Source organism: Paenilisteria rustica, assembly GCF_013820765.1.
Taxonomy (GTDB): domain Bacteria; phylum Bacillota; class Bacilli; order Lactobacillales; family Listeriaceae; genus Listeria_A; species Listeria_A rustica.
Genome location: NZ_JABJVM010000005.1, coordinates 1 through 19,525, shown reverse-complemented (window position 1 = coordinate 19,525; position 19,525 = coordinate 1). Strand labels below are relative to the sequence as shown.

The 19,525-nt window shown below is 43.8% G+C and carries 20 protein-coding genes; 15 read left to right on the top strand and 5 right to left on the bottom strand.

What is annotated here, in order from left to right:
* Positions 1–4: 4 nt before the first annotated feature.
* From HPK16_RS06275 to HPK16_RS06265, 3 genes are all read left to right on the top strand, one after another.
* Positions 5–1,042 carry a lysylphosphatidylglycerol synthase transmembrane domain-containing protein gene (locus tag HPK16_RS06275; RefSeq protein ID WP_181676153.1) on the top strand — a complete coding sequence of 346 codons (1,038 nt, stop codon included), beginning with the start codon at positions 5–7 and terminating at the stop codon, positions 1,040–1,042.
* Between the two features lie 118 nt (positions 1,043–1,160).
* A complete protein-coding gene (locus HPK16_RS06270) occupies positions 1,161–2,882 on the top strand; it encodes an ABC transporter ATP-binding protein (RefSeq protein WP_181676152.1) in 1,722 nt (573 codons plus the stop codon).
* A 171-nt stretch (positions 2,883–3,053) separates the two neighbouring features.
* The gene (locus HPK16_RS06265) at positions 3,054–3,455 is read left to right on the top strand and encodes a DUF805 domain-containing protein (protein WP_181676151.1); all 402 of its coding nucleotides are present in this window, start codon (positions 3,054–3,056) and stop codon (positions 3,453–3,455) included.
* A gap of 29 nt (positions 3,456–3,484) precedes the next feature.
* Here HPK16_RS06265 and HPK16_RS06260 read toward each other — a convergent pair whose 3' ends face one another.
* Positions 3,485–4,036 carry a GNAT family N-acetyltransferase gene (locus tag HPK16_RS06260; protein ID WP_181676150.1) on the bottom strand — a complete coding sequence of 184 codons (552 nt, stop codon included), beginning with the start codon at positions 4,034–4,036 and terminating at the stop codon, positions 3,485–3,487.
* 3 nt (positions 4,037–4,039) lie between these two features.
* A complete protein-coding gene (locus HPK16_RS06255) occupies positions 4,040–4,705 on the bottom strand; it encodes a TetR family transcriptional regulator (protein WP_181676149.1) in 666 nt (221 codons plus the stop codon).
* Between the two features lie 126 nt (positions 4,706–4,831).
* On the opposite strand from HPK16_RS06255, the gene HPK16_RS06250 reads away from it, so the two are divergent.
* Together HPK16_RS06250 and HPK16_RS06245 are read left to right on the top strand one after the other, a co-directional pair.
* The gene (locus HPK16_RS06250) at positions 4,832–6,304 is read left to right on the top strand and encodes an MDR family MFS transporter (RefSeq protein WP_181676148.1); all 1,473 of its coding nucleotides are present in this window, start codon (positions 4,832–4,834) and stop codon (positions 6,302–6,304) included.
* Positions 6,305–6,442: 138 nt separating this feature from the next.
* Entirely contained in the window at positions 6,443–9,091 is a 2,649-nt protein-coding gene (locus HPK16_RS06245; RefSeq protein WP_181676147.1) for a cation-translocating P-type ATPase, read from the top strand.
* A 60-nt stretch (positions 9,092–9,151) separates the two neighbouring features.
* Here HPK16_RS06245 and HPK16_RS06240 read toward each other — a convergent pair whose 3' ends face one another.
* The gene (locus HPK16_RS06240; protein WP_181676146.1) at positions 9,152–9,442 is read right to left on the bottom strand and encodes a rhodanese-like domain-containing protein; all 291 of its coding nucleotides are present in this window, start codon (positions 9,440–9,442) and stop codon (positions 9,152–9,154) included.
* A 77-nt stretch (positions 9,443–9,519) separates the two neighbouring features.
* On the bottom strand, positions 9,520–9,795 hold the full coding sequence (locus HPK16_RS06235) for a DUF1294 domain-containing protein (protein WP_181676145.1): 276 nt from the start codon (positions 9,793–9,795) through the stop codon (positions 9,520–9,522).
* Between the two features lie 100 nt (positions 9,796–9,895).
* Between HPK16_RS06235 and HPK16_RS06230 the strand changes: the two genes are divergently transcribed.
* The 9 genes from HPK16_RS06230 to HPK16_RS06190 all read left to right on the top strand — a co-directional run bounded on the left by HPK16_RS06230 (position 9,896) and on the right by HPK16_RS06190 (position 18,755).
* Positions 9,896–10,573: a hypothetical protein gene (locus tag HPK16_RS06230; protein ID WP_181676144.1), complete on the top strand. Its 678-nt coding sequence runs from the start codon at positions 9,896–9,898 to the stop codon at positions 10,571–10,573.
* A gap of 66 nt (positions 10,574–10,639) precedes the next feature.
* The gene (locus HPK16_RS06225; RefSeq protein ID WP_181676143.1) at positions 10,640–11,017 is read left to right on the top strand and encodes a RidA family protein; all 378 of its coding nucleotides are present in this window, start codon (positions 10,640–10,642) and stop codon (positions 11,015–11,017) included.
* A gap of 63 nt (positions 11,018–11,080) precedes the next feature.
* Positions 11,081–12,187 carry a 5-methyltetrahydropteroyltriglutamate--homocysteine S-methyltransferase gene (locus HPK16_RS06220; protein WP_220132270.1) on the top strand — a complete coding sequence of 369 codons (1,107 nt, stop codon included), beginning with the start codon at positions 11,081–11,083 and terminating at the stop codon, positions 12,185–12,187.
* Between the two features lie 244 nt (positions 12,188–12,431).
* Positions 12,432–13,826 carry an amino acid ABC transporter substrate-binding protein/permease gene (locus HPK16_RS06215; RefSeq protein WP_425487924.1) on the top strand — a complete coding sequence of 465 codons (1,395 nt, stop codon included), beginning with the start codon at positions 12,432–12,434 and terminating at the stop codon, positions 13,824–13,826.
* Positions 13,819–14,547: an amino acid ABC transporter ATP-binding protein gene (locus HPK16_RS06210; RefSeq protein WP_181676141.1), complete on the top strand. Its 729-nt coding sequence runs from the start codon at positions 13,819–13,821 to the stop codon at positions 14,545–14,547. The genes HPK16_RS06215 and HPK16_RS06210 overlap by 8 nt, the downstream gene beginning before the upstream one ends.
* A gap of 318 nt (positions 14,548–14,865) precedes the next feature.
* Entirely contained in the window at positions 14,866–15,543 is a 678-nt protein-coding gene (locus tag HPK16_RS06205; protein WP_181676140.1) for a response regulator transcription factor, read from the top strand.
* Positions 15,540–16,919, top strand: coding sequence for a sensor histidine kinase (locus HPK16_RS06200; RefSeq protein ID WP_181676139.1), 1,380 nt, complete (start codon positions 15,540–15,542; stop codon positions 16,917–16,919). The genes HPK16_RS06205 and HPK16_RS06200 overlap by 4 nt, the downstream gene beginning before the upstream one ends.
* Positions 16,920–16,998: 79 nt before the next feature.
* Positions 16,999–18,087: an ABC transporter permease gene (locus HPK16_RS06195; protein ID WP_181676138.1), complete on the top strand. Its 1,089-nt coding sequence runs from the start codon at positions 16,999–17,001 to the stop codon at positions 18,085–18,087.
* Positions 18,087–18,755: an ABC transporter ATP-binding protein gene (locus tag HPK16_RS06190; RefSeq protein ID WP_181676137.1), complete on the top strand. Its 669-nt coding sequence runs from the start codon at positions 18,087–18,089 to the stop codon at positions 18,753–18,755. The genes HPK16_RS06195 and HPK16_RS06190 overlap by 1 nt, the downstream gene beginning before the upstream one ends.
* Here HPK16_RS06190 and HPK16_RS06185 read toward each other — a convergent pair.
* A complete protein-coding gene (locus HPK16_RS06185; RefSeq protein WP_181676136.1) occupies positions 18,752–18,955 on the bottom strand; it encodes a uracil phosphoribosyltransferase in 204 nt (67 codons plus the stop codon). The two genes, HPK16_RS06190 and HPK16_RS06185, sit on opposite strands and share 4 nt — an antisense overlap.
* Positions 18,956–19,187: 232 nt before the next feature.
* Here HPK16_RS06185 and HPK16_RS06180 point away from each other — a divergent pair, with 232 nt between their 5' ends.
* Positions 19,188–19,334 (top strand): Lmo0850 family protein, encoded by a 147-nt coding sequence (locus tag HPK16_RS06180; RefSeq protein ID WP_181676135.1) that lies wholly within the window; start codon positions 19,188–19,190, stop codon positions 19,332–19,334.
* Positions 19,335–19,525 lie beyond the last annotated feature (191 nt).

The window sequence follows — 19,525 nt, the reverse complement described above, 5'->3', positions numbered from 1 at the left end:
GCAGATGAGTAAAAATACGAGCCGGCATCTGATTAGTATTCTACTAGTCGTTGCGATTAGTGTTGGATTTATTTATTTTCAATTTCGTGATGTCAAATGGAGTACGGTTTTCGATGTTTTGAAGCATGTGAATTTAGTTTATATTGGGATTGCTTGTTTGGCAATGTTTCTGTATTGGTGGCTGGAAGCGGTTGTGTTGCATCGATTTGCCAAACAAGCAGATCCGACATTGAAGCTTCGGACATCGTTTCGAATCACGATGATTGGGCAGTTTTTTAATTCGGTGACGCCGTTTGCGAGTGGTGGGCAGCCGGCGCAGCTTTATTTATTGACGCGACGAAAGATTGATATTGGTCTTGCGAGCTCGGTTTTACTTATCAAATTTATTATTTATCAAGCGGTGATTGTCGGCACGTTTATTTTCTTTTTGATTGTTGGCTTTCCTTTGCTTGGGCACACGACATTTGAAATTAAATACTTGATTTTGATTGGATTTGTGATTAATTTGGGGGTCATTGTATTCCTGATGACGGTGGCTAAAAGTGAGCGTGTAGCGGCTGCGATTGTACATCTTCTTTTGAAACCCGCGCTTTTATTCGTTAAAAAGGAAAAGCGCGAGGGGATTCGTGAAAGTGCGGATAGTAAGATTTTCTCGTTTCATGAGGAAAGTGTGCGTTTCAGTGGAAATAAACGATTGATTTGGGAATGTGTTGGGTACACGACGCTGCAGATCGTATTTTATTTGAGTATTCCTTATTTTGTGTTACTTAGTATGGGCGTGACGGATGTTGGTTTGATGACTGTGATGACGTATCATGCGTTTGTGATGAAATTGTCGTCCTCGATTCCGACGCCTGGTGGTAGTGGGGGCGCGGAATATAGTTTCACCTCGTTTTTTGGAATGGTGCTTAGTCCTGATAAATTGGTGATTGGACTGATATTGTGGCGCTTGATTACGTATTATAGTTGTACAATTTTCGGTGCGATTGCGATGATACCATTTGGACGGCGGAAGAATCGACAACTAGGTGCTAATAAATAATAACGATGAGGTTCCTATGAAAATGGGAACTTTTTTAATTGAGAACGACTCTCAACTAGGCAGGGGCGAGTTTGTTTGTTATAATAGAATTTCCGTGACAGAAAGGGGAGGTATAAAGATGTTAAAACGATTTTTTGGTTATTATAAGCCTTATAAGCTTTTATTTATAATTGATTTTGGGTGCGCGGTTATCGCGGCGCTTTTAGAGTTGGCGTTTCCGGTGGCGGTGAATCAGGTGATTGATAAGTTGTTGCCGAATAAGGATTGGGGTTTGATTGTGACGGCGGCTTTGGCGTTGTTATTCTTTTATTTTTTGAATATGTTTATGCAGTATATTGTGACTTACTGGGGGCATATGTTGGGATTGAATATTGAGACGGATATGCGCCGCGATTTGTTTGCGCATTTGCAGAAGCAGCCATTTGAGTATTATGACAATCAGAAAACGGGAAAATTGATGTCGCGGATGACGACGGATTTGTTTGAGATTGGAGAGGTTGCGCATCACGGGCCGGAGGATATTTTCATTTCGATTATGTCGCTTGTCGGGGCATTCTTGTTGATGATGACGATAAATGTGAAGCTTGCGGTGATGACGATTGTGCTCGTGCCGATTTTGGGTGTTTTAATTATTCTATTTAATAAAAAGATGACGGGTGTTAATACACAAATTTTTAAGGATTTGGGTAGTTTTAATGCGGGCGTGGAAAATGCGGTTAGTGGTGTGCGTGTTGTTCAGGCGTTTGCGAATGAGGGTTTTGAGCGGGAGCGTTTTGGTGTGTTGAATGAGACGTATCGTCAGTCGAAATTGATGTTTTATAAGGTGATGGGATTTAGTTTCTCGTTTAACTACTTTTTGATGCGGTTGATTACGTTGTTTGCGCTGTTTTTCGGATCGTATTTTGTAATTAATGATGAGATTTCGTATGGCCAGTTTGTGAGTTTTATTTTGCTGACGAATGTGTTTATGCGGCCAATTGAGAAGATTAATTCGGTGATTGAGAGTTATCCGAAGGGCATCGCTGGATTTAAGCGGTTTATCGAGGTGATTGATACGAAGCCTGGGATTGTGGACCGCGCGGATGCGGTAGATGTGGCGCATTTGCATGGTGATATTCAGTATAACAATGTGTCGTTTCAATATGATTCTGGAAAAATGGTGCTAGACGGGATTAATTTGCAGGTGAAGGCGGGCGAGACGATTGCGTTTGTGGGGCCTTCTGGTGCTGGGAAAACGACGATTTGTAACTTGTTGCCGCGGTTTTATGATGTGACGGACGGTGCGATTACGATCGATGGGATGGATATTCAGGCGATGACGCTGGCTTCTTTACGGGCGCAGATTGGTGTTGTGCAGCAGGATGTGTTCTTGTTTTCAGGATCGATTCGGGAGAACATTGCTTACGGGAAACTGGATGCGACGGATGAGGAAATTCAATATGTGGTGAAATTGGCGCATTTGGAGAAAGTCGTGGATGAGATGCCGAATGGTTTGAATACGATGATTGGTGAACGTGGTGTGAAGCTCTCAGGTGGTCAGAAACAGCGGTTAGCGATTGCTCGGATGTTCTTGAAGAACCCACCGATTTTGATTTTGGACGAGGCGACTTCTGCACCGGATACGGAGACGGAACTTGTGATTCAGCAGTCATTGGATGAGTTGGCAAAGGGACGGACGACATTGATTATCGCGCATCGCTTGGCAACGATTAAACATGCGGATCGGATTATTGTCGTGAATGAGTCTGGTATTGCAGAACAAGGAACACACGCGGAGTTGCTTGCAAGGCGTGGCGCGTATCGTAATTTGCACGATGCTCAGTTTGCTAGAAATGAATAACAGTAAATTAGAAGTAAGGAATTGGATTATTAAATTCCTTTTTATGTATAAAAGATAAAAAAAACTATATTCAAGTGTTGAAAAGCGTAAGAAGTTCACCGAAAAACTAACAATGTGTGACTTCATCCTGTATAATAGAAGTTCAGAATAAGAAGAAAACAGGAGGAAGCGATGCATTTATTTTTTGCCTATAAATTGTTCTGGCTCAATTATGCAGAATTTAAAGGCCGGTCAGTTAGATGGGAATTTTGGTTTGTTTTATTGTGGCACATCGCCATTTTTAGCATACTGCACGGAGTCACGCAATTGGGAAGTATTTTTGATTTACTAGGATTTGATAGTCATGTGGGCATTATCGTTGTTGCGGTTGCCAATGGTTTGTTGATGGGTTATGAACTAGCCATTATTGTCCCGCTTATTGCCTTGATTGTGAGGCGGCTTCACGATATGGATGTGACTGGTTGGGTTGCCCTTGTCGGACTTATTCCGGCGATTGGGCAAGGCTTGATTTTGTTGCTTATGTGTGCAAAGTCGAGCCCCGGACCCAATAAATATGATAATGAAAAAAACTAGGTATCCATTGAGGATCCTAGTTTTTATCTTTAGTTAAGGTGTTTTTCGCGGTATTCACGAGCAAGTATGCTCATCAAAATCGAATCGTGATAAGTGTGGTCGTAAAATAAGGCTTCGCGTTGCACGCCTTCCACCGTAAAACCGACTTTTTCGTAGGCGCGGATGGCTTGTTTGTTGTAGTCGAATACGTTAAGTTCCACTCGGTGTAGATTCAACATCCCGAATCCGTAATCTAGCATGAGCCGCATTGCTTCCGATCCGTAGCCTTTACTTTGATGTTCCTTTTTGCTAATAGCGATTCGTATGTTGGCGTTGCGATTTGTCGTGTCGATATCCTGTAGCGCGATATCCCCAATCACTTCCTCCGTATCTTGCAAGCAAATCAATAGTAGAACTGCATCGCTATCCTGCCACTTATTCGCGATATATTGCTCGATTTGGGCGTAGGTAAAAGCTTGTTTTGTCCCCGTTAAACGGCGCACATCGCTGCCCGAAAATAACGTATAGTATGTATCTTGATCGTCTGCATTTAATGGGCGCAGGAAAACGCGTTCTCCTTGTAATAACTTATCTTCGCGCATGTTTCACACTCCTTCATTTGACGCCAGCAACCTTTCAGCACCAGCGATAATAACGTCCAATCCAAATAGAAAATTCAAATCAAAACGATTGCCAGATTCCGCGTGCTTTTTCATGACCGGTAACACTTTTAGATTCTGCGTATCTTCCCGTTCGAACATCGAGGCAAAAAGACCTTGTATTTTATCTGGCCCAACCTCGTTCAGCGTCCGGTCCTGTGATGTTTCATCCAGTGCAATTCCCGTCACATAATTATCGATCAAATTGCACAAAGCAAGCGTCTGATCCTCACTGAACCCAGCGTCCAAAAAGGCTCGGAACAAGTAATCAATCAGCGTCAAACGGTGAATATCCACAGGAATCGTTTTCATCATGATTTCCGCGCCATCTGGAATCTCGCGCATCGCATCATGGCTTCGCATCGCAATAATACGCGCTTTTTCCTGCCAAGGGAGCGCCGCATCAGGGAGTTCAATCTGAGACGAAATGTAGCTTGCCAAGCCTTGTAGCAAATCCTGTTTGTTTTTGAAATGCCAATAAATCGCAGGGGCTTGAACGTTCATCGCCTCGGCCACTTTGCGCATCGACAATTTTTGTATACCATTCTTCTGTAAAACTTCTAATGAGGCGAGAATTATCTTTTCTTTGGTTAGATTCCTTTTTTTGCTCACTAAAAATACTCCTTTAGACTGATTTTATTTTCAGGGTAATAGAGATATAATTTAACAGTGTTAAATTAAGAAGGCGAACTGTGATATTTCTATTATACATGGTTGAGGTCAAGAAGGGTGAGAAAAATGGCAAAAACAGAAACGAAAATACTTCCGGTGTTGATAGCGCTCATGCTCGGAATCTTTGTTTCTTCTCTTGATAACACGATTGTTGCAGCTAGTATGGGGACAATCGTAGGGGATTTAGGGGGACTTGATAAGTATGTTTGGATTACGTCGGCTTACTTAGTAGCGGAAATGGCAGGAATGCCGATTTTCGGAAAATTATCGGATATGTATGGACGGAAGCGCTTCTACATATTTGGGATTACTTTATTTTTAATTGGTTCGATTTTATGTGGGACGGCGGAATCGATGACGCAACTTGCGATTTACCGAGCGATTCAAGGTATCGGTGGAAGTGCGTTGATGCCGATTGCGTTCACGATTATTTGGGACGTATTGCCACTTGAAAAAAGAGCGAGTGTCGGGGGTTGGTTTGGCGCGGTATTCGGATTATCGAGCGTTGTTGGACCGCTACTTGGCGCGTTTATCACGGATAATATTAGCTGGCACTGGATTTTCTATATTAATATTCCGATTGGGATTGTGGCCTTATTTTTAATTAGTGCTTTTTATAAAGAATCACCGAAACATAATAAAGCTAAAATTGATTGGCTGGGCGCGTTCTTCCTCGTTGGCGGGACGGTTGCTTTGATGTTCGGGCTAGAGCTTGGCGGTCAGACATATGCATGGGATTCTGTGCAGATTTTGAGTCTGTTTGCGTTGTTTATAGTCGCGATGATTGTGCTTATTTTTGTAGAGCGCCGTGCGTCGGATCCGATTTTACCGTTTTACTTGTTTAAGCGAAACGTGTACTTGGGGACGGTGCTAACGGGGATGCTGTACGGTGGTGTCTTTATGGTTGCGACGATTTACATCCCGCTTTATGTGCAAGGTGTGGATGGTGGAACGGCGACGAATTCAGGATTGTTACTCCTGCCGATGATGCTTGGTACGAGCGTGATGGCGGCTGTTTCTGGGAACTTGGCGAACCGTTTTAGTTTCCGCTCGATTATGATTTGCGCTGGGATTTTGACGTTTGTGACGACGATTTTGTTTGGGACGCTGACGCCAGACACACCACGTTACATGTTGACGATTTACATGGTGATGCTAGGCGTTGGGATTGGCCCATCGTTCTCGATTCTGGGGACGGCGAGCCTGTATAAAATTAATCCGAGTGAACGCGGAACAGCGAGTGCGACGAATAACTTTATCCGTTCGTTCGGTATGACAGTTGGGATCACGATTTATGGCGTGGTGCAGCGTAACCTATTTGCTGACGGTGTTCCGGATATGTTTAAGCACATCGATAGCCGCGCAATTTTGTCACCAGAACTACGCGCAAAAATTCCAACCGAAATTTTGGACAAGGTGACCGAAGTATTGTGCAGCTCGATTGCGCAAACATTTTTGTGGACGCTGATTCCGCTGAGCTTGGCATTTTTCACGATGCTGTTGATGGGCAAAGCGAAGATGTCCGACCTACGGGAGTAATTCAAAGGGGTAGTCTGATTTTTATAGTGATTTTAGACCGCGAGATCTGATTTTTTGGGATTTCGTGGTTTTTTGATTTGAAAATGAGGTTTTTCGGGTATAATGGGTAATATACTGTAAAAAAAGAGGTGTTTGGGGATGCAGAGATATCAAGAGGAAGCGGATAAGGTATTAGAAGAGTTAGAAACTTCTGCGAAAACTGGGTTGACGACGGCTGAGGTTACGAAACGGTTGGAGCGGGATGGTTATAATGAATTGAAAGATAAGTTGAAGGATCCGTTGTGGAAACTGTTTTTGGAGACGTTTAAGGATCCGATGGTCATTGTTTTGCTTGCGGCAGCCCTTGTGCAGATTTTGATTGGTGAGGTTGTGGAGTCGCTGATTATTTTTGCGGTGCTGATTCTGAACTCGGTGATTAGTGTGGTGCAGACGAGGAAGGCGGAAGGGTCGCTTGATGCGCTGAAAGAGATGTCGGCACCCGCGGCTAAGGTGATCAGGAACGGTGAAAAGTTGACGATTGCTGCGCGGGAACTCGTTGTCGGCGATATCGTTTTGCTGGATGCTGGGGATTTTGTTCCGGCGGATGGGCGGATTTTTGAAAGTGGTTCGCTTAAAGTGGACGAGGGCATGCTGACGGGGGAATCGGAGGCGGTCGAAAAACATATTCGGGTGATTCCGGAGGACGTGGCGCTTGGGGATCGGAAAAACATGGTCTTTAGTGGCGCGCTGACGGTTTATGGTCGTGGTGCTTTTGTCGTGACTGGAACGGGCGGCGGTACGGAAATCGGTAAAATTGCTGGCTTGCTCGAGAGTGCTGAGGCGAAACAGACGCCATTGCAGCAAAAATTGGAGAGCTTTAGTAAGAAACTGGGCGTCGGGATTTTGCTGTTGTGTATCTTGATTTTCGCGATTGAGGCTGGGCGTGCTTGGCTTGGTGGCGGAAGTGGAGACATGACGAAAGCGATTTTGAATGCGTTTATGTTTGCGGTGGCAGTAGCTGTTGCGGCGATTCCGGAGGCGTTGTCGTCTATTGTAACAATTGTGTTGTCGGTTGGAACGAACAAAATGGCAAAACGGCACGCGATTATTCGGAAGTTGCCGGCGGTTGAGACGCTTGGTTCGACGAGCGTGATTTGTACGGATAAAACGGGGACGTTGACGCAAAATAAGATGACGGTGGTGGATTATTATTTGCCGGACGGGACGCAGGAAGTTTTCCCGGATACGCCGGATACGTGGTCGGAGGGCGAGCGTCGTTTGATTCATATCGCGGTGCTTTGTAACGACTCGAATATAAACGAAGAAGGTATGGAGCTTGGGGACCCGACGGAGGTTGCGCTGATCGCGTTTAGTAATAAGAACAATAAGAATTATAACGAGATTCGGGAGCGTTATTTGCGGGAGGCGGAGATTCCGTTTGATTCGGAGCGGAAATTGATGTCGACGGTGCATACATTTGATGGGCAAAAAGCGATGCTGACAAAAGGGGGACCGGATGTCGTGTTTGCGCGCTGTAGCCAAGTATTTTTGGATGGCAAGGAGCAGCCGCTGACAGAGGAATTGAAGGCTACTTTGATGCAGGCGAATGAGGACTTTTCGAATCAGGCGTTACGGGTTTTGGCGTATGCGTATAAGCGTTTGGACGGTTCGCAGTCGGATGTTGATTTGGCTGATGAGCATGATTTGGTGCTCGTTGGTTTGACGGCGATGATTGATCCGCCACGTGAGGCGGTTTATGCGGCGATTGAGGAGTCGAAAAAGGCTGGGATTCGCACGGTGATGATTACAGGGGATCATAAGACGACGGCGCAGGCGATTGGGCGCGACATTGGCTTGATGCAACCGGATGACATCGCGCTTACTGGGCAAGAACTCGATGCGTTATCGGAGCAAGAACTGGATGAAAAACTGGAACATATTTCGGTCTATGCCCGGGTGTCTCCTGAAAATAAAATTCGAATCGTGAAAGCTTGGCAGAAAAAAGGGAAGGTTACTTCGATGACGGGGGATGGTGTGAATGATGCGCCGGCCTTGAAGCAAGCCGATATTGGTGTGGCGATGGGAAGTGGGACTGATGTTGCCAAAGATGCTTCGGCGATGGTCTTGACGGATGATAATTTCGTTTCGATTGTGAGTGCGGTGGAGGTCGGCCGTACTGTTTTTGATAACATTAAAAAATCGATTGCGTACCTGTTTGCAGGGAACCTAGGCGCGATTATTGCGATTCTTTTTGCCTTAGTATTTGACTGGATTAATCCGTTTACGGCGCTACAACTGCTGTTTATCAATTTAGTCAATGATTCCTTGCCAGCGATAGCACTTGGAATGGAGAAAGCGGAGCCAGATGTGATGGAGCGTAAACCGCGGGATATTAAAGAAGGTATTTTTGCGGGTGGAACGATGCAGGCAGTCATTACGCGTGGTGTTTTGATTGGGGTTGCGGTTATTATTTCGCAATATATCGGCTTGCAACATTCGCCTGAAATTAGTGTTGCGATGGCATTTACGACACTGATCTTGGCTCGTACGTTGCAAACTTTTGCGGCACGTTCTAATAAACAAACCGCATTTGAAGCAGGATTTTTCAGTAATAAATACGTGATTTACGCTGTGCTAGTATGTTTCGTGCTTTATGGCGTGACGATACTTCCAGGCGCGCGCGAAGTCTTCTCGATTCCAGCATCATTCGGTCTAAACGAGTGGGGAATCGCCGCAGGACTTGCACTTGCCGCAGTGATTTTGATGGAACTTGGCAAACTAGTAAGTCGGATCGGAAAAGGAAAATAACACAAAATAAAGAGGTACGCCAGACTCGGTTTTTTCCGCGAATGTGGCGTACCTCTTTTCTTAGTTTTCTTTCTCGAGCCAAGCGTTCATGCCACCGACGACATTCTCGCATTGGAGCCCGCGTGCGCTTAGGTATTCGCATGCTTGTGTGGAACGTTTACCTGAATAACAAATCACGCTGTAAATAGTGTTTGGATTTAATTCTTCTACAAAATTTGGCAAGCCAATCAGCGGAATATTGCGGACACCTTCAATGTGAACGGCGTCGAAATCGGCCGTATCGCGCACATCGATAATATTCTCTGCAGAACGACTCTCTAATTCTTCTACGGAAATAAGATTAAAACTCATCATTAAAAACCCCTCTCGAATAGTTTTATTTTAAAGGATAGTGGGGGGAGAAAACAACTTCCGCGCTTGTGATAAAGCTACTTAAAATAAGTCATAAGATAGAGAATGGCGCTAATATGCAGGATAATCGAGAACGGAACGCCAATTTTGAATTTCCATTTATGGGTTTTGTGGTGACACGTGTGCATACCAATCCATGAGCCAATTCCGCCACCGAGAAAAGCAACGAGTAAAAGTGTAGCTTCCGGAATGCGCCATTGATGTTTGATTGCTTTTCGTTTATCGATAGCCATGGTCGCAAAACCGATACTATTGATAACCGCATAATATAGGATAAGTAATGTGATAAACATGATTTTCCTCCTGCTTCCTTAACAAAAAATGTTTTAAAAGTGCCAAATGAATGGCGACAAGTTATAATTATATCATATTTAAAAAGGAGTGAGTTTTGAGATGATTCGAGATTATTTTTCGTACGTGGGGATGACAATTGTTCGTCCTGTAAAAACAAGTATGCAAGCGAGTAAGGAAAAGGGGGCATTTGGATTATTTCACATATTATTATTTGTCATAGGACTATCATTGCAATATAGCTGGAACATGAAGGGGCTCATATTAAACGCTATGCAAGAGTATCCGATATTACAAAAAATAGTTACCGCCATTTTTGTTTCTTCGGGACAAGTTTTCTTGTATATCTTAATTTTAATGCTACTGAACATTACCGTTGCTTGGGTCGCTATTCGCTATATTATGGGAATTAAAGAAGTGACGTTCATGAAGAGCGCCGCGGGTATTGGCGGTATGATTACGTTCCCGCTTGTTATTTTGATCATATCTATTATCATGACAAGTTTCGGTTCGGTGCTTATCTCCGTGCTACTCTGCATGATGGCCTTACTATTTCTTCCATATGCAATCATGTATTTTATTATTGGACATTATGAAAAATCACGCGTTGATGTGTATTGGGTTAGTATTTTAGTATTTGTGGCCGTTACAATCATAACGTTGCTCGGCATGTATTTACTTATCCAAGTATTTATGTCGAATGTACACGATGTCACAGGTCAAGTTCAACACCTTATTATCGAACGATGGAATGATTTCCGCGATAAGTTACCTATTTAAAGATTGCAAAACTATCTGAATTGACATACAATACTAACATAAACAGAATTTAGGAGGATTTCATACATGACAAAAGAAATAATTCATACAGATCAAGCACCAAAAGCGTTGGGACCTTATTCTCAAGCGGTAAAAGTAAACGGTTTTATTTATGCATCGGGGCAACTAGGCATTGATCCCGCAACAGGTGAAATGGTGGCAGGCGTGGAAGCACAAACAAAGCAAGCATTCGCTAACATCCAAGCAGTGCTAGAAGCTGGTGGTTCAAGCCTAGATAAAATCGTCAAAACAACGGTACTTTTCAAAGACCTTGGTAATTTTATCGCGGTCAATGAGATTTATGCGTCGTTTTTCGAAGGAGATTATCCGGCACGCAGCGCTTTTCAAGTGGCTAAATTGCCGAATGACGCAGATATTGAAATTGAAGTAATCGCAGAAGCGTAGAATAAAAGCTGAGCCTTGTAAAAGGGGTTCGGTTTTTTGAAATTGGGGATTGGAGTGGATATCATGGGAAAAGCACCATTTAAAGCAGATCAGGTTGGCAGTATTTTAAGAACGGAAGCGATTAAGCAGGCGAGGTTAGACAAAGCGTCAGGCAAAATAAACGACGCGGAATTGCGCGTGATTGAGGATGAAGAAATCAAATATATCGTGGCTAAGCAAAAAGAGGCGGGTCTGAAAGCTGTGACCGATGGCGAGTTTCGCCGCGCTTGGTGGCATTTCGATTTCCTAGAAGGCTTGGATGGAGTGGAAGGATATGACGCGCAGGATGGCATTCAGTTCGCCAACGTCCAAACGAAAACGCACTCAGTCAAAATTGTAGCTCCGATTCGATTTGGCAACCACCCGATGCTCGCGGATTATCAGTTTTTACATAGCATTGCGGGAGACGATGCCGTTGCGAAAATGACGATTCCGAGTCCAGCGATGTTGCACTACCGCGGGGATATGGAGTACGCGCCGTATTCAGCCGACAATGCGCTGTTCGTTCAAGATTTGGCGAATGCTTATAAAGAAGCGATTCAAGCTTTTTACGATGCTGGTTGTCGTTATTTGCAACTTGACGACACATCATGGAGTTATTTATGTTCGGATGAGCAACGTGAAGTCGTGCGTTCGCGCGGTTTTGACCCAGATGCTTTACAAGAAACGTACAAAAATCTAATCAACGAGGCCATCTCCGAAAAACCAGCGGATATGGTGATCACGATGCACATTTGCCGCGGTAATTTCCGGTCGACATGGATTGCTTCTGGCGGCTATGAACCCGTTGCCGCAACCCTATTTGGCGGTCTCAATATCGATGGCTTTTTCCTAGAGTATGACAATGACCGTTCTGGCGATTTTGCTCCATTACGCTATGTCAAACGTCCAGATTTGAAAATTATTCTTGGCCTTGTCACATCAAAAAATGGTGTCCTAGAAGACCCAGAACTAATCAAAGCAAGAATTAAAGAAGCAGCCGAGTTCGTCCCACTTTCCCAACTTTGCTTAAGTCCACAATGCGGTTTTGCATCGACAGAAGAAGGAAATATCCTTACTGAAGACGAACAATGGGCAAAATTAGCTCACGTTGTAGCGATTGCAAAAGATGTATGGGGCGACGAAGCCTAACAAAATTTATAAACCAAAAGACATGAAAAAACCTTGGAATAGCGCGATTATTCCGAGGTTTTTGATGCTTTCCACTAAACCTTATCCGAATAGGGTATTTTCAATAAGGTTACATTATGATAAAATCGAGGATGTGTTATGTTTTTTACAGCATCAAAAGTACAGAAATAATTTATATACATACTTGCAAAATGGGGAGGAAACAATGAAAAAGACGAAAATACTATTTTTACTTTTGGCATTTATGGCAGTATTCGCAATGGTTGCAGGTAGTTTTGTACCAACAGCGCAGGCAGCAGAACAAAAAGTGTATGAAATCGGGACAGATGAAACGTTTGCCCCGTTCGAATTTCAAAATAAGAAAGGCGAGCTTGTTGGGATTGACATGGATATCCTAAAAGCCATCGCCAAAGATCAAGATTTTCAGTATAACGTGAAGCCACTCGGTTTTAATGCGGCCGTTCAAGCGCTGACGAGTAATCAAGTGGACGGCGTTATCGCAGGAATGAGTATTACCGATGAACGCAAGCAAAAATTCGATTTCTCGGATCCTTATTTTGAATCAGGTATCGTTATGGCCATCAAAAAAGGCGACGACTCGATTAAATCCTATGAAGATTTGCGCGGCAAGAAAGTCGCTGTCAAAACAGGAACGGAAGGCTATGCTTTTGCAGATGCCAATAAAGAAAAATATGGCTACACACTCGTGCCATTCGATGACTCTGCAAGCATGTACGCAGACGTTAGAACCGGCAATTCTGTCGCGTGTTTCGATGATTATCCGGTACTCGCTTACGGCGTAAAACAAGGCAATGGCCTCGATATCGTCACAGAAAAAGAAAAAGGGAATTCATACGGTTTTGCAGTCAATAAAGGCAAAAATCAAGAGCTCCTTGAGAAATTTAACGTTGGGCTAACAAACATTAAAGCAAGCGGTGAATATAAAGAAATCATTGACCGGTATATTGGTAGCGATGTAAAACCACAATCATTTTGGGATTTACTCATCGAAAGCGCACCAGCCTTACTACTCGGTCTGTGGTACACGATTAAATTAACGCTCATTTCACTCGTTTTCGCAGCAATTTTAGGACTTGTCTTCGGTTTCCTAAAAGTGAGTCGCAGCAAAGTATTGCGCGGTATCGCAACGGTTTACGTCGACATTTTCCGTGGTATTCCGCTAATCGTCCTAGCATTCTTTATCTATTTTGGGATTCCCGAAGCAATGGGCTTTAAAATGGACGCAACTGTTGCCGCAGTCATCACCTTGAGTTTGAACGCGGGGGCTTACATTACCGAAATCATCCGCGGTGGAATTCAAGCTGTCGATAAAGGTCAGATGGAGGCGGGTCGTTCGCTCGGCTTACCATACGGCAAAACGATGATCAAAATTATCTTGCCACAAGCGATTCGCGTCATGATTCCGTCGTTTATCAACCAATTCGTTATCACCTTGAAAGATACGTCTATCATGAGTGTTATCGGTCTTGTCGAGTTAACACAATCTGGTAAAATTATCATCGCGCGTACATTCGAATCGTCCACTATTTGGCTGATTGTTGCAATCATGTACTTGATTGTCATCACCGCCTTGACGAAACTATCGAACGTGATGGAACGGAGGGTAAATAATGACTAAACTAAAAGTAACCGACTTAAAGAAAAGCTTCGGCACAAATGAAGTTTTAAAAGGAATTAATCTCGAAGTGGCAGAAGGCGAAGTAGTTTGCGTCATCGGTCCGTCCGGTTCTGGAAAAAGTACATTTTTGCGTTGCATGAATAACCTCGAGGAAATCACAGCTGGCGATGTAATCGTTGACGACTTCCAGATTACCGATAAAAAAACAGACATCAACAAAGTACGCGAAAACATTGGGATGGTATTCCAGCATTTCAACCTTTTCCCGCACATGTCTGTTTTGAAAAATATCACGCTTGCACCAACAGAATTACGCAAACAATCGAAAGAAGAGGCCCGGAAGACGGGCTTAGCGCTCCTGCAACGTGTCGGCCTATCTGACAAAGCAGACGCGCTACCAAGCCAACTTTCCGGTGGGCAAAAACAACGTGTCGCGATTGCTCGTGCGCTCGCGATGAATCCTGATATCATGCTTTTTGATGAGCCGACGTCAGCACTCGATCCAGAAATGGTCGGCGAAGTTCTGGGCGTTATGAAGGATTTAGCGAAAGAAGGCATGACGATGATGGTTGTCACGCATGAGATGGGCTTCGCAAAAGAAGTTGGTGACCGAGTTATCTTCATGGACGGCGGCTATATCGTCGAAGAAGGTACTCCAGAGCAAGTATTTGACGCACCACAACATGAACGTACAATTAGTTTTCTGGAAAAAGTATTATAGTTTGAAGGGGATGAGACAAAACTTCCTGACACATAAAAATAAGCAAGATATCACGAAACCTTTTCCCAGGTAAGACGTGAATCTTGCTTTACACAAATCGAGCGAAAGCGTTTGTATTCAGAGGGTTTGGCGGAAGCCGGAGAGCTGCGCATACTGGTGTATGTGAGAACCGGAAGTCCGCCAAACCCTCTGAATGCGAGCGCTTTTCGCCGATTTATTGGGGTTATGCCCCCCTTTTTTTTTCGCGAAATTTTGGCATTGTGGCGGATTTTTTGATATGATGCAGTAAAAGTAGGACGGGTCAGGTGAGCAGGGAAGATGAAACAGATTTTAGTGGTAGATGACGATCGGCATATTCGCCAATTGGTGGGGCATTGCTTACGGGCGGAAGGGTTCCACGTACTTGAGGCAAGCGATGGTGCGGAGGCTGAGATCATCGTTGAAAAGCAACAAGTCCATCTGGCGGTAATCGATATCATGATGCCCAATATGGACGGTTTTGAACTATGCGAAAAAATGCATGCGAGTTATCCAGATATCCCGGTTATTATGCTAACTGCAAAAGACGCGCTAGCCGATAAAGCACGCGGTTTTGAAGTTGGAACCGATGATTATATCACGAAACCATTCGAGCCCCAAGAACTTGTTTTTCGGATTCGGGCTTTGTTACGGCGCTCTAACCAATCAAGCGAAGTAAAAATAAAAATTGGCAATATCACCATTGACCAAAAGAGTTATGGCATCATGATCGGCAACCGAGAAAGAATGATTCCCGTCAAAGAGTTCGAGCTACTTTACCAGCTTGCGAGCTATCCAGGACGTATTTTCACACGAGAGGAACTACTCGAACGCATTTGGCAACGTGATTACGATGGCAGTGATCGGACGATAGATGTACATATTAAGCGGTTACGAGATCATTTTGATGAAACAAAAGACGGCATTCGGATTACGACGGTGCGCGGTGTCGGCTACAAATTGGAGGAGACAATATGAAATCGCTGTACACCCGAATTGTCATTACGATGCTTGTTGTCATTCTTTCCAGCAGTTTACTGGGTTTCTTTTTCGCTAATATTTATTACCAAGTGAAGCTAAAACCATTTAACGACGAAAAAATCACCGATATGGCAAAATCGATTCAGCAATTCTATCAGACTAACGATACGATTTCATTGGACAGCTATCTTGAAAACGTTGGTACGCTTGGTTATGAACTATACCTTACGGATGGCGACGCGACTTCTCGTTATTTCGGTGGTGAATTCCGAGAAACCTATCTGCCGGCAAAAACGGTACAACAAGTGTTAGCTGGTGAGACATATCATGGTATCAATACCTTCCAGACAGGTCTTTTCATCACAGGATTTTTCGATAATGACGTTCGAAATACGATTGGTGTGCCAGTGGAATCGGATGGGAAAACAATGGCGCTGTTTTTACGACAAGACCCAGAACGGCAATTTGGCGAGTTACGGATCTTTTTTGCGATGATTCTCATTTTTACGTCGGTTATCAGTATTTTGCTCGTACTGATTAGTGGGCGTTATATCGTGAACCCGATTGTAAAACTGACGAATGCGACGAAGCAGATTCGCAAGGGAAACTATGATGTGGGCTTACAAGTTCGGCGCAAAGATGAGATTGGTCAGCTCGCGGACTCCTTTGCAAAAATGGCTGGAGAATTGGAAAAATCGGAGGCTGCGCGCCAAGAATTCGTTGCCAATGTGTCGCATGAATTACAATCTCCACTCACATCCATGCAAGGGTTCGCGACATTGCTCGGTTCGGAAACGCTGACGGCTGCAGAACGAGCGGAATATTTAGCCATTTTATCAGAGGAAACGATGCGCTTATCTTCTTTGACGAAACAGCTGCTGACCCTCGCATCACTAGATCAAGAAGCCGAGTTGCGCAAAAAAGATCTGTTTCAGCTGGAAGAACAGTGGCGCCAACTACTGCAAATGACTGAATGGAGTTGGCGTGCTAAGGAGTTAACGATTGATATCGAGCTGGCAGATGTGGCATACAGTGGTGACGCGGAATTGCTCTATCAAGTCTGGTCGAACCTGTTAACAAACGCGATTAAGTTTACACCAAAACGAGGCACCATCAAGGTTCGGCTCTATGAAAGGACCAATGATGTGTGCGTAGAAGTCGAGGATAGCGGTATTGGGATAAACGAGGCGGAAATTCCTAATATATTCCGCCGCTTCTACAAAGCCAATCAAAGCCGGTCCCGCGAGGAAGGATCTAGTGGTCTAGGCCTATCCATCAGCCAAAAAATTATCGAGTTACACCACGGAACCATCCTCGTCGAAAGTAAGCTAGGCGAAGGCACGAAATTCACTATCATTCTTCCTAAAAATTAAATTTGTAAAATCCGATTCACATTCCGTTTACAAAACTCCTTTAAACTAAGTGTAAGATCTTATAGAGGAGTTGAACGGAATGTTTTTGGCGTTAAGAGAATTGAAACATGCAAAACTACGCTATTTTTTAATAGGGCTTATTATGGTGTTGATCGCTTGGCTCGTTTTGTTTGTCACGGGTTTAGCAAATGGGCTCGCAAATGATAACGGAGCCGCGATTTCATCGAATCAAGCGACCTATTACGTGTTGCAGAAAGACTCGGATAATCGCTTAACGAGGTCGAACTTAACCAAGGTGGAGACAGAGGAGATTGCAAAACAAGTCGGGAAATCGGATAGTACGAACCTTGGCGTGCAAATGGGGACGGTAACGCCACCTGCGAAAGACAAGAAAACAGACATTGCTTATTTTGGCATCGATAAGAGTAGCTTCATGAAACCGGAAATCACAGAAGGAAAAGCGCCTCAAACAAAAAACGAGGTGATAGCAGATATCTCATTGAAAGAATCCGGTTACAAATTGAAAAGTGAAATAAAGGACAGCGCAACAGGAAACGTGTTCCAAATTACCGCTTTTACGAAAAATAATACATTTAGCCATTCCCCCGTTATTTTTGTCGGTTGGGACGCTTGGGAAATGATTCATCAAACGAATCAAGCAGCCAAGGGTGAATATACAGCGGTCGCGCTAAATGTTTCAAAAAGCAAAGCCGAGAGTTTATCGCTCGGAAAATTAGAATTGGCATCGAGCAAAGAGGTGCTTCAAGGCATTCCGGGATATTCCGAAGAACAAGGTTCGCTACTCATGATGATCGCCTTTTTATTCGTCATCGCAGCCTTTGTTTTAGCAGCCTTTTTCTACGTCATCACGATTCAAAAAATCAATCAGTTCGGTGTTTTAAAAGCTGTCGGAGCGAGAACAGCGTACCTCGGACGAAGCATCGTGAGCCAAGTTGTATTTCTATCAGTCGTCAGTTTACTCATCGGTAACGCCTTCACATTCGGGTTAGCCGCGATTTTGCCAGCAAGCATGCCATTCACACTCAGCCCGCTACTCGCCATCGGTTGCTCGGTCTTATTCCTTGCCGTGGCCGTGGCTGGATCAATGCTATCGCTTTACCGCGTGGCTAAAGTAGACGCACTAGAAGCAATTGGGAGGGCAATCTAATGACATTAACGATGAAAAATATTTCTAAAAGTTATCAGGACGGAGATCAAGTTGTTGAGGTTTTGAAAAATGTATCTTTGGAAGTCGCACAAGGAGAATTCGTCGCAATCGTCGGTCCATCGGGTGCTGGGAAAAGTACCTTTCTGTCCATCGCAGGCGCGCTTTTATCACCGACAGTCGGAGAAATCACGATAGGTGGCACGGAGCTCAGCAATCTTTCCAACAAAGCATTGACAGAAATTCGTCTTGAAAAAGTCGGCTTCATCTTCCAAGGCGCGAATCTGATTCCGTATTTAAATGTTCGTGACCAGCTCCTACTTATTGCTGAATTAGCGGGTCATCGTGGTAGCGAAGCGAAACAAAAGGCGGACACATTGCTCAGCGAATTAGGACTTACCGCGCGCCAACACAACTATCCAGAAAGCTTATCAGGCGGTGAAAAACAACGTGTCGCGATTGCAAGATCCTTGATGAATAATCCAGATGTCATCCTGGCTGACGAACCAACAGCAAGTCTAGATGCGAGTCGAGGGCATAAAGTGGTGCAAATGATTGCCGAAGAAGTGAAGCGAAATAACAAAGCAGCTATCATGGTGACTCATGATGAGCGCGTACTGGACTTGGTTGATCGGGTTGTTAGAATTGAAGATGGGCACCTAAGAGGCTAGACAAATAAAAAATACAAGCTATCCTGTTCCGTATTGGAATAAGAGGGCTTGTATTTTTTCTGATTCAGTTTCGCTTGCTTTGTTTTTGTTCGTTTCGTCCGTAAATCTAATGTTGCAAAAGCACTTCTATGAATCGATGGATCCAGATTTCCTTCTCTAACACGCTTCATTCGCGCTTTTTTGGCCTGTGAAATCGCCATGTTCATCACTCCTTTGTATTTTCTAATTGTAACAAAATTTCTTGAAAAAGTCCCTTTTGACGTATAATATTCGGGTTTAAACCGTTTACAGGACTTAAAAATAAAAAATAATTCGTAAATAAGAGATATTTTTTGAAAAAGGGGTATTTTTGTCAGCAGTTTTGTGTTAAAGTGAACCTATAGAGAAAATACAAACGGGATAACTTGTAAAAAGCGATTGGAGTGATACCATTTGCAAGAAAATAAAGATGTATTGAATAAGGTAATCCAACAATTAGAGAAAAAAGGTATTTTTGTAGAGAAGACCAAATCCAGAAATGACATTTGGCGCAATCTGCAAAAAAACAATTTGAACATTGTGAAGCTAGGCATTCGTTGAACTACATAGACACATTTTAGAGTCGGTATTCTGAATATCGGCTTTTTTATATGGATTTAATTCCGGCTCTATGTCAATTGTTGGGGTGAAATATCAAGGTGCGAGCTAGGGAGTCAATAGCTCGTGCCTTTTCTTAACCTACAGAGATGTCAAAATCTTTGATAAAGTGTTGTGCTAGTATTTTGGCTCGG

What these genes read in the sequence shown, in the direction of transcription:
- HPK16_RS06275 (WP_181676153.1), top strand. Translation starts at nt 5, where the DNA reads ATGAGTAAAAATACGAGCCGGCATCTGATTAGTATTCTACTAGTCGTT.
- HPK16_RS06270 (WP_181676152.1), top strand. Translation starts at nt 1,161, where the DNA reads ATGTTAAAACGATTTTTTGGTTATTATAAGCCTTATAAGCTTTTATTT.
- HPK16_RS06265 (WP_181676151.1), top strand. Translation starts at nt 3,054, where the DNA reads ATGCATTTATTTTTTGCCTATAAATTGTTCTGGCTCAATTATGCAGAA.
- HPK16_RS06260 (WP_181676150.1), bottom strand. Translation starts at nt 4,036, where the DNA reads ATGCGCGAAGATAAGTTATTACAAGGAGAACGCGTTTTCCTGCGCCCA.
- HPK16_RS06250 (WP_181676148.1), top strand. Translation starts at nt 4,832, where the DNA reads ATGGCAAAAACAGAAACGAAAATACTTCCGGTGTTGATAGCGCTCATG.
- HPK16_RS06245 (WP_181676147.1), top strand. Translation starts at nt 6,443, where the DNA reads ATGCAGAGATATCAAGAGGAAGCGGATAAGGTATTAGAAGAGTTAGAA.
- HPK16_RS06240 (WP_181676146.1), bottom strand. Translation starts at nt 9,442, where the DNA reads ATGAGTTTTAATCTTATTTCCGTAGAAGAATTAGAGAGTCGTTCTGCA.
- HPK16_RS06235 (WP_181676145.1), bottom strand. Translation starts at nt 9,795, where the DNA reads ATGTTTATCACATTACTTATCCTATATTATGCGGTTATCAATAGTATC.
- HPK16_RS06230 (WP_181676144.1), top strand. Translation starts at nt 9,896, where the DNA reads ATGATTCGAGATTATTTTTCGTACGTGGGGATGACAATTGTTCGTCCT.
- HPK16_RS06225 (WP_181676143.1), top strand. Translation starts at nt 10,640, where the DNA reads ATGACAAAAGAAATAATTCATACAGATCAAGCACCAAAAGCGTTGGGA.
- HPK16_RS06220 (WP_220132270.1), top strand. Translation starts at nt 11,081, where the DNA reads ATGGGAAAAGCACCATTTAAAGCAGATCAGGTTGGCAGTATTTTAAGA.
- HPK16_RS06215 (WP_425487924.1), top strand. Translation starts at nt 12,432, where the DNA reads ATGGCAGTATTCGCAATGGTTGCAGGTAGTTTTGTACCAACAGCGCAG.
- HPK16_RS06210 (WP_181676141.1), top strand. Translation starts at nt 13,819, where the DNA reads ATGACTAAACTAAAAGTAACCGACTTAAAGAAAAGCTTCGGCACAAAT.
- HPK16_RS06205 (WP_181676140.1), top strand. Translation starts at nt 14,866, where the DNA reads ATGAAACAGATTTTAGTGGTAGATGACGATCGGCATATTCGCCAATTG.
- HPK16_RS06200 (WP_181676139.1), top strand. Translation starts at nt 15,540, where the DNA reads ATGAAATCGCTGTACACCCGAATTGTCATTACGATGCTTGTTGTCATT.
- HPK16_RS06195 (WP_181676138.1), top strand. Translation starts at nt 16,999, where the DNA reads ATGTTTTTGGCGTTAAGAGAATTGAAACATGCAAAACTACGCTATTTT.
- HPK16_RS06190 (WP_181676137.1), top strand. Translation starts at nt 18,087, where the DNA reads ATGACATTAACGATGAAAAATATTTCTAAAAGTTATCAGGACGGAGAT.
- HPK16_RS06185 (WP_181676136.1), bottom strand. Translation starts at nt 18,955, where the DNA reads ATGGCGATTTCACAGGCCAAAAAAGCGCGAATGAAGCGTGTTAGAGAA.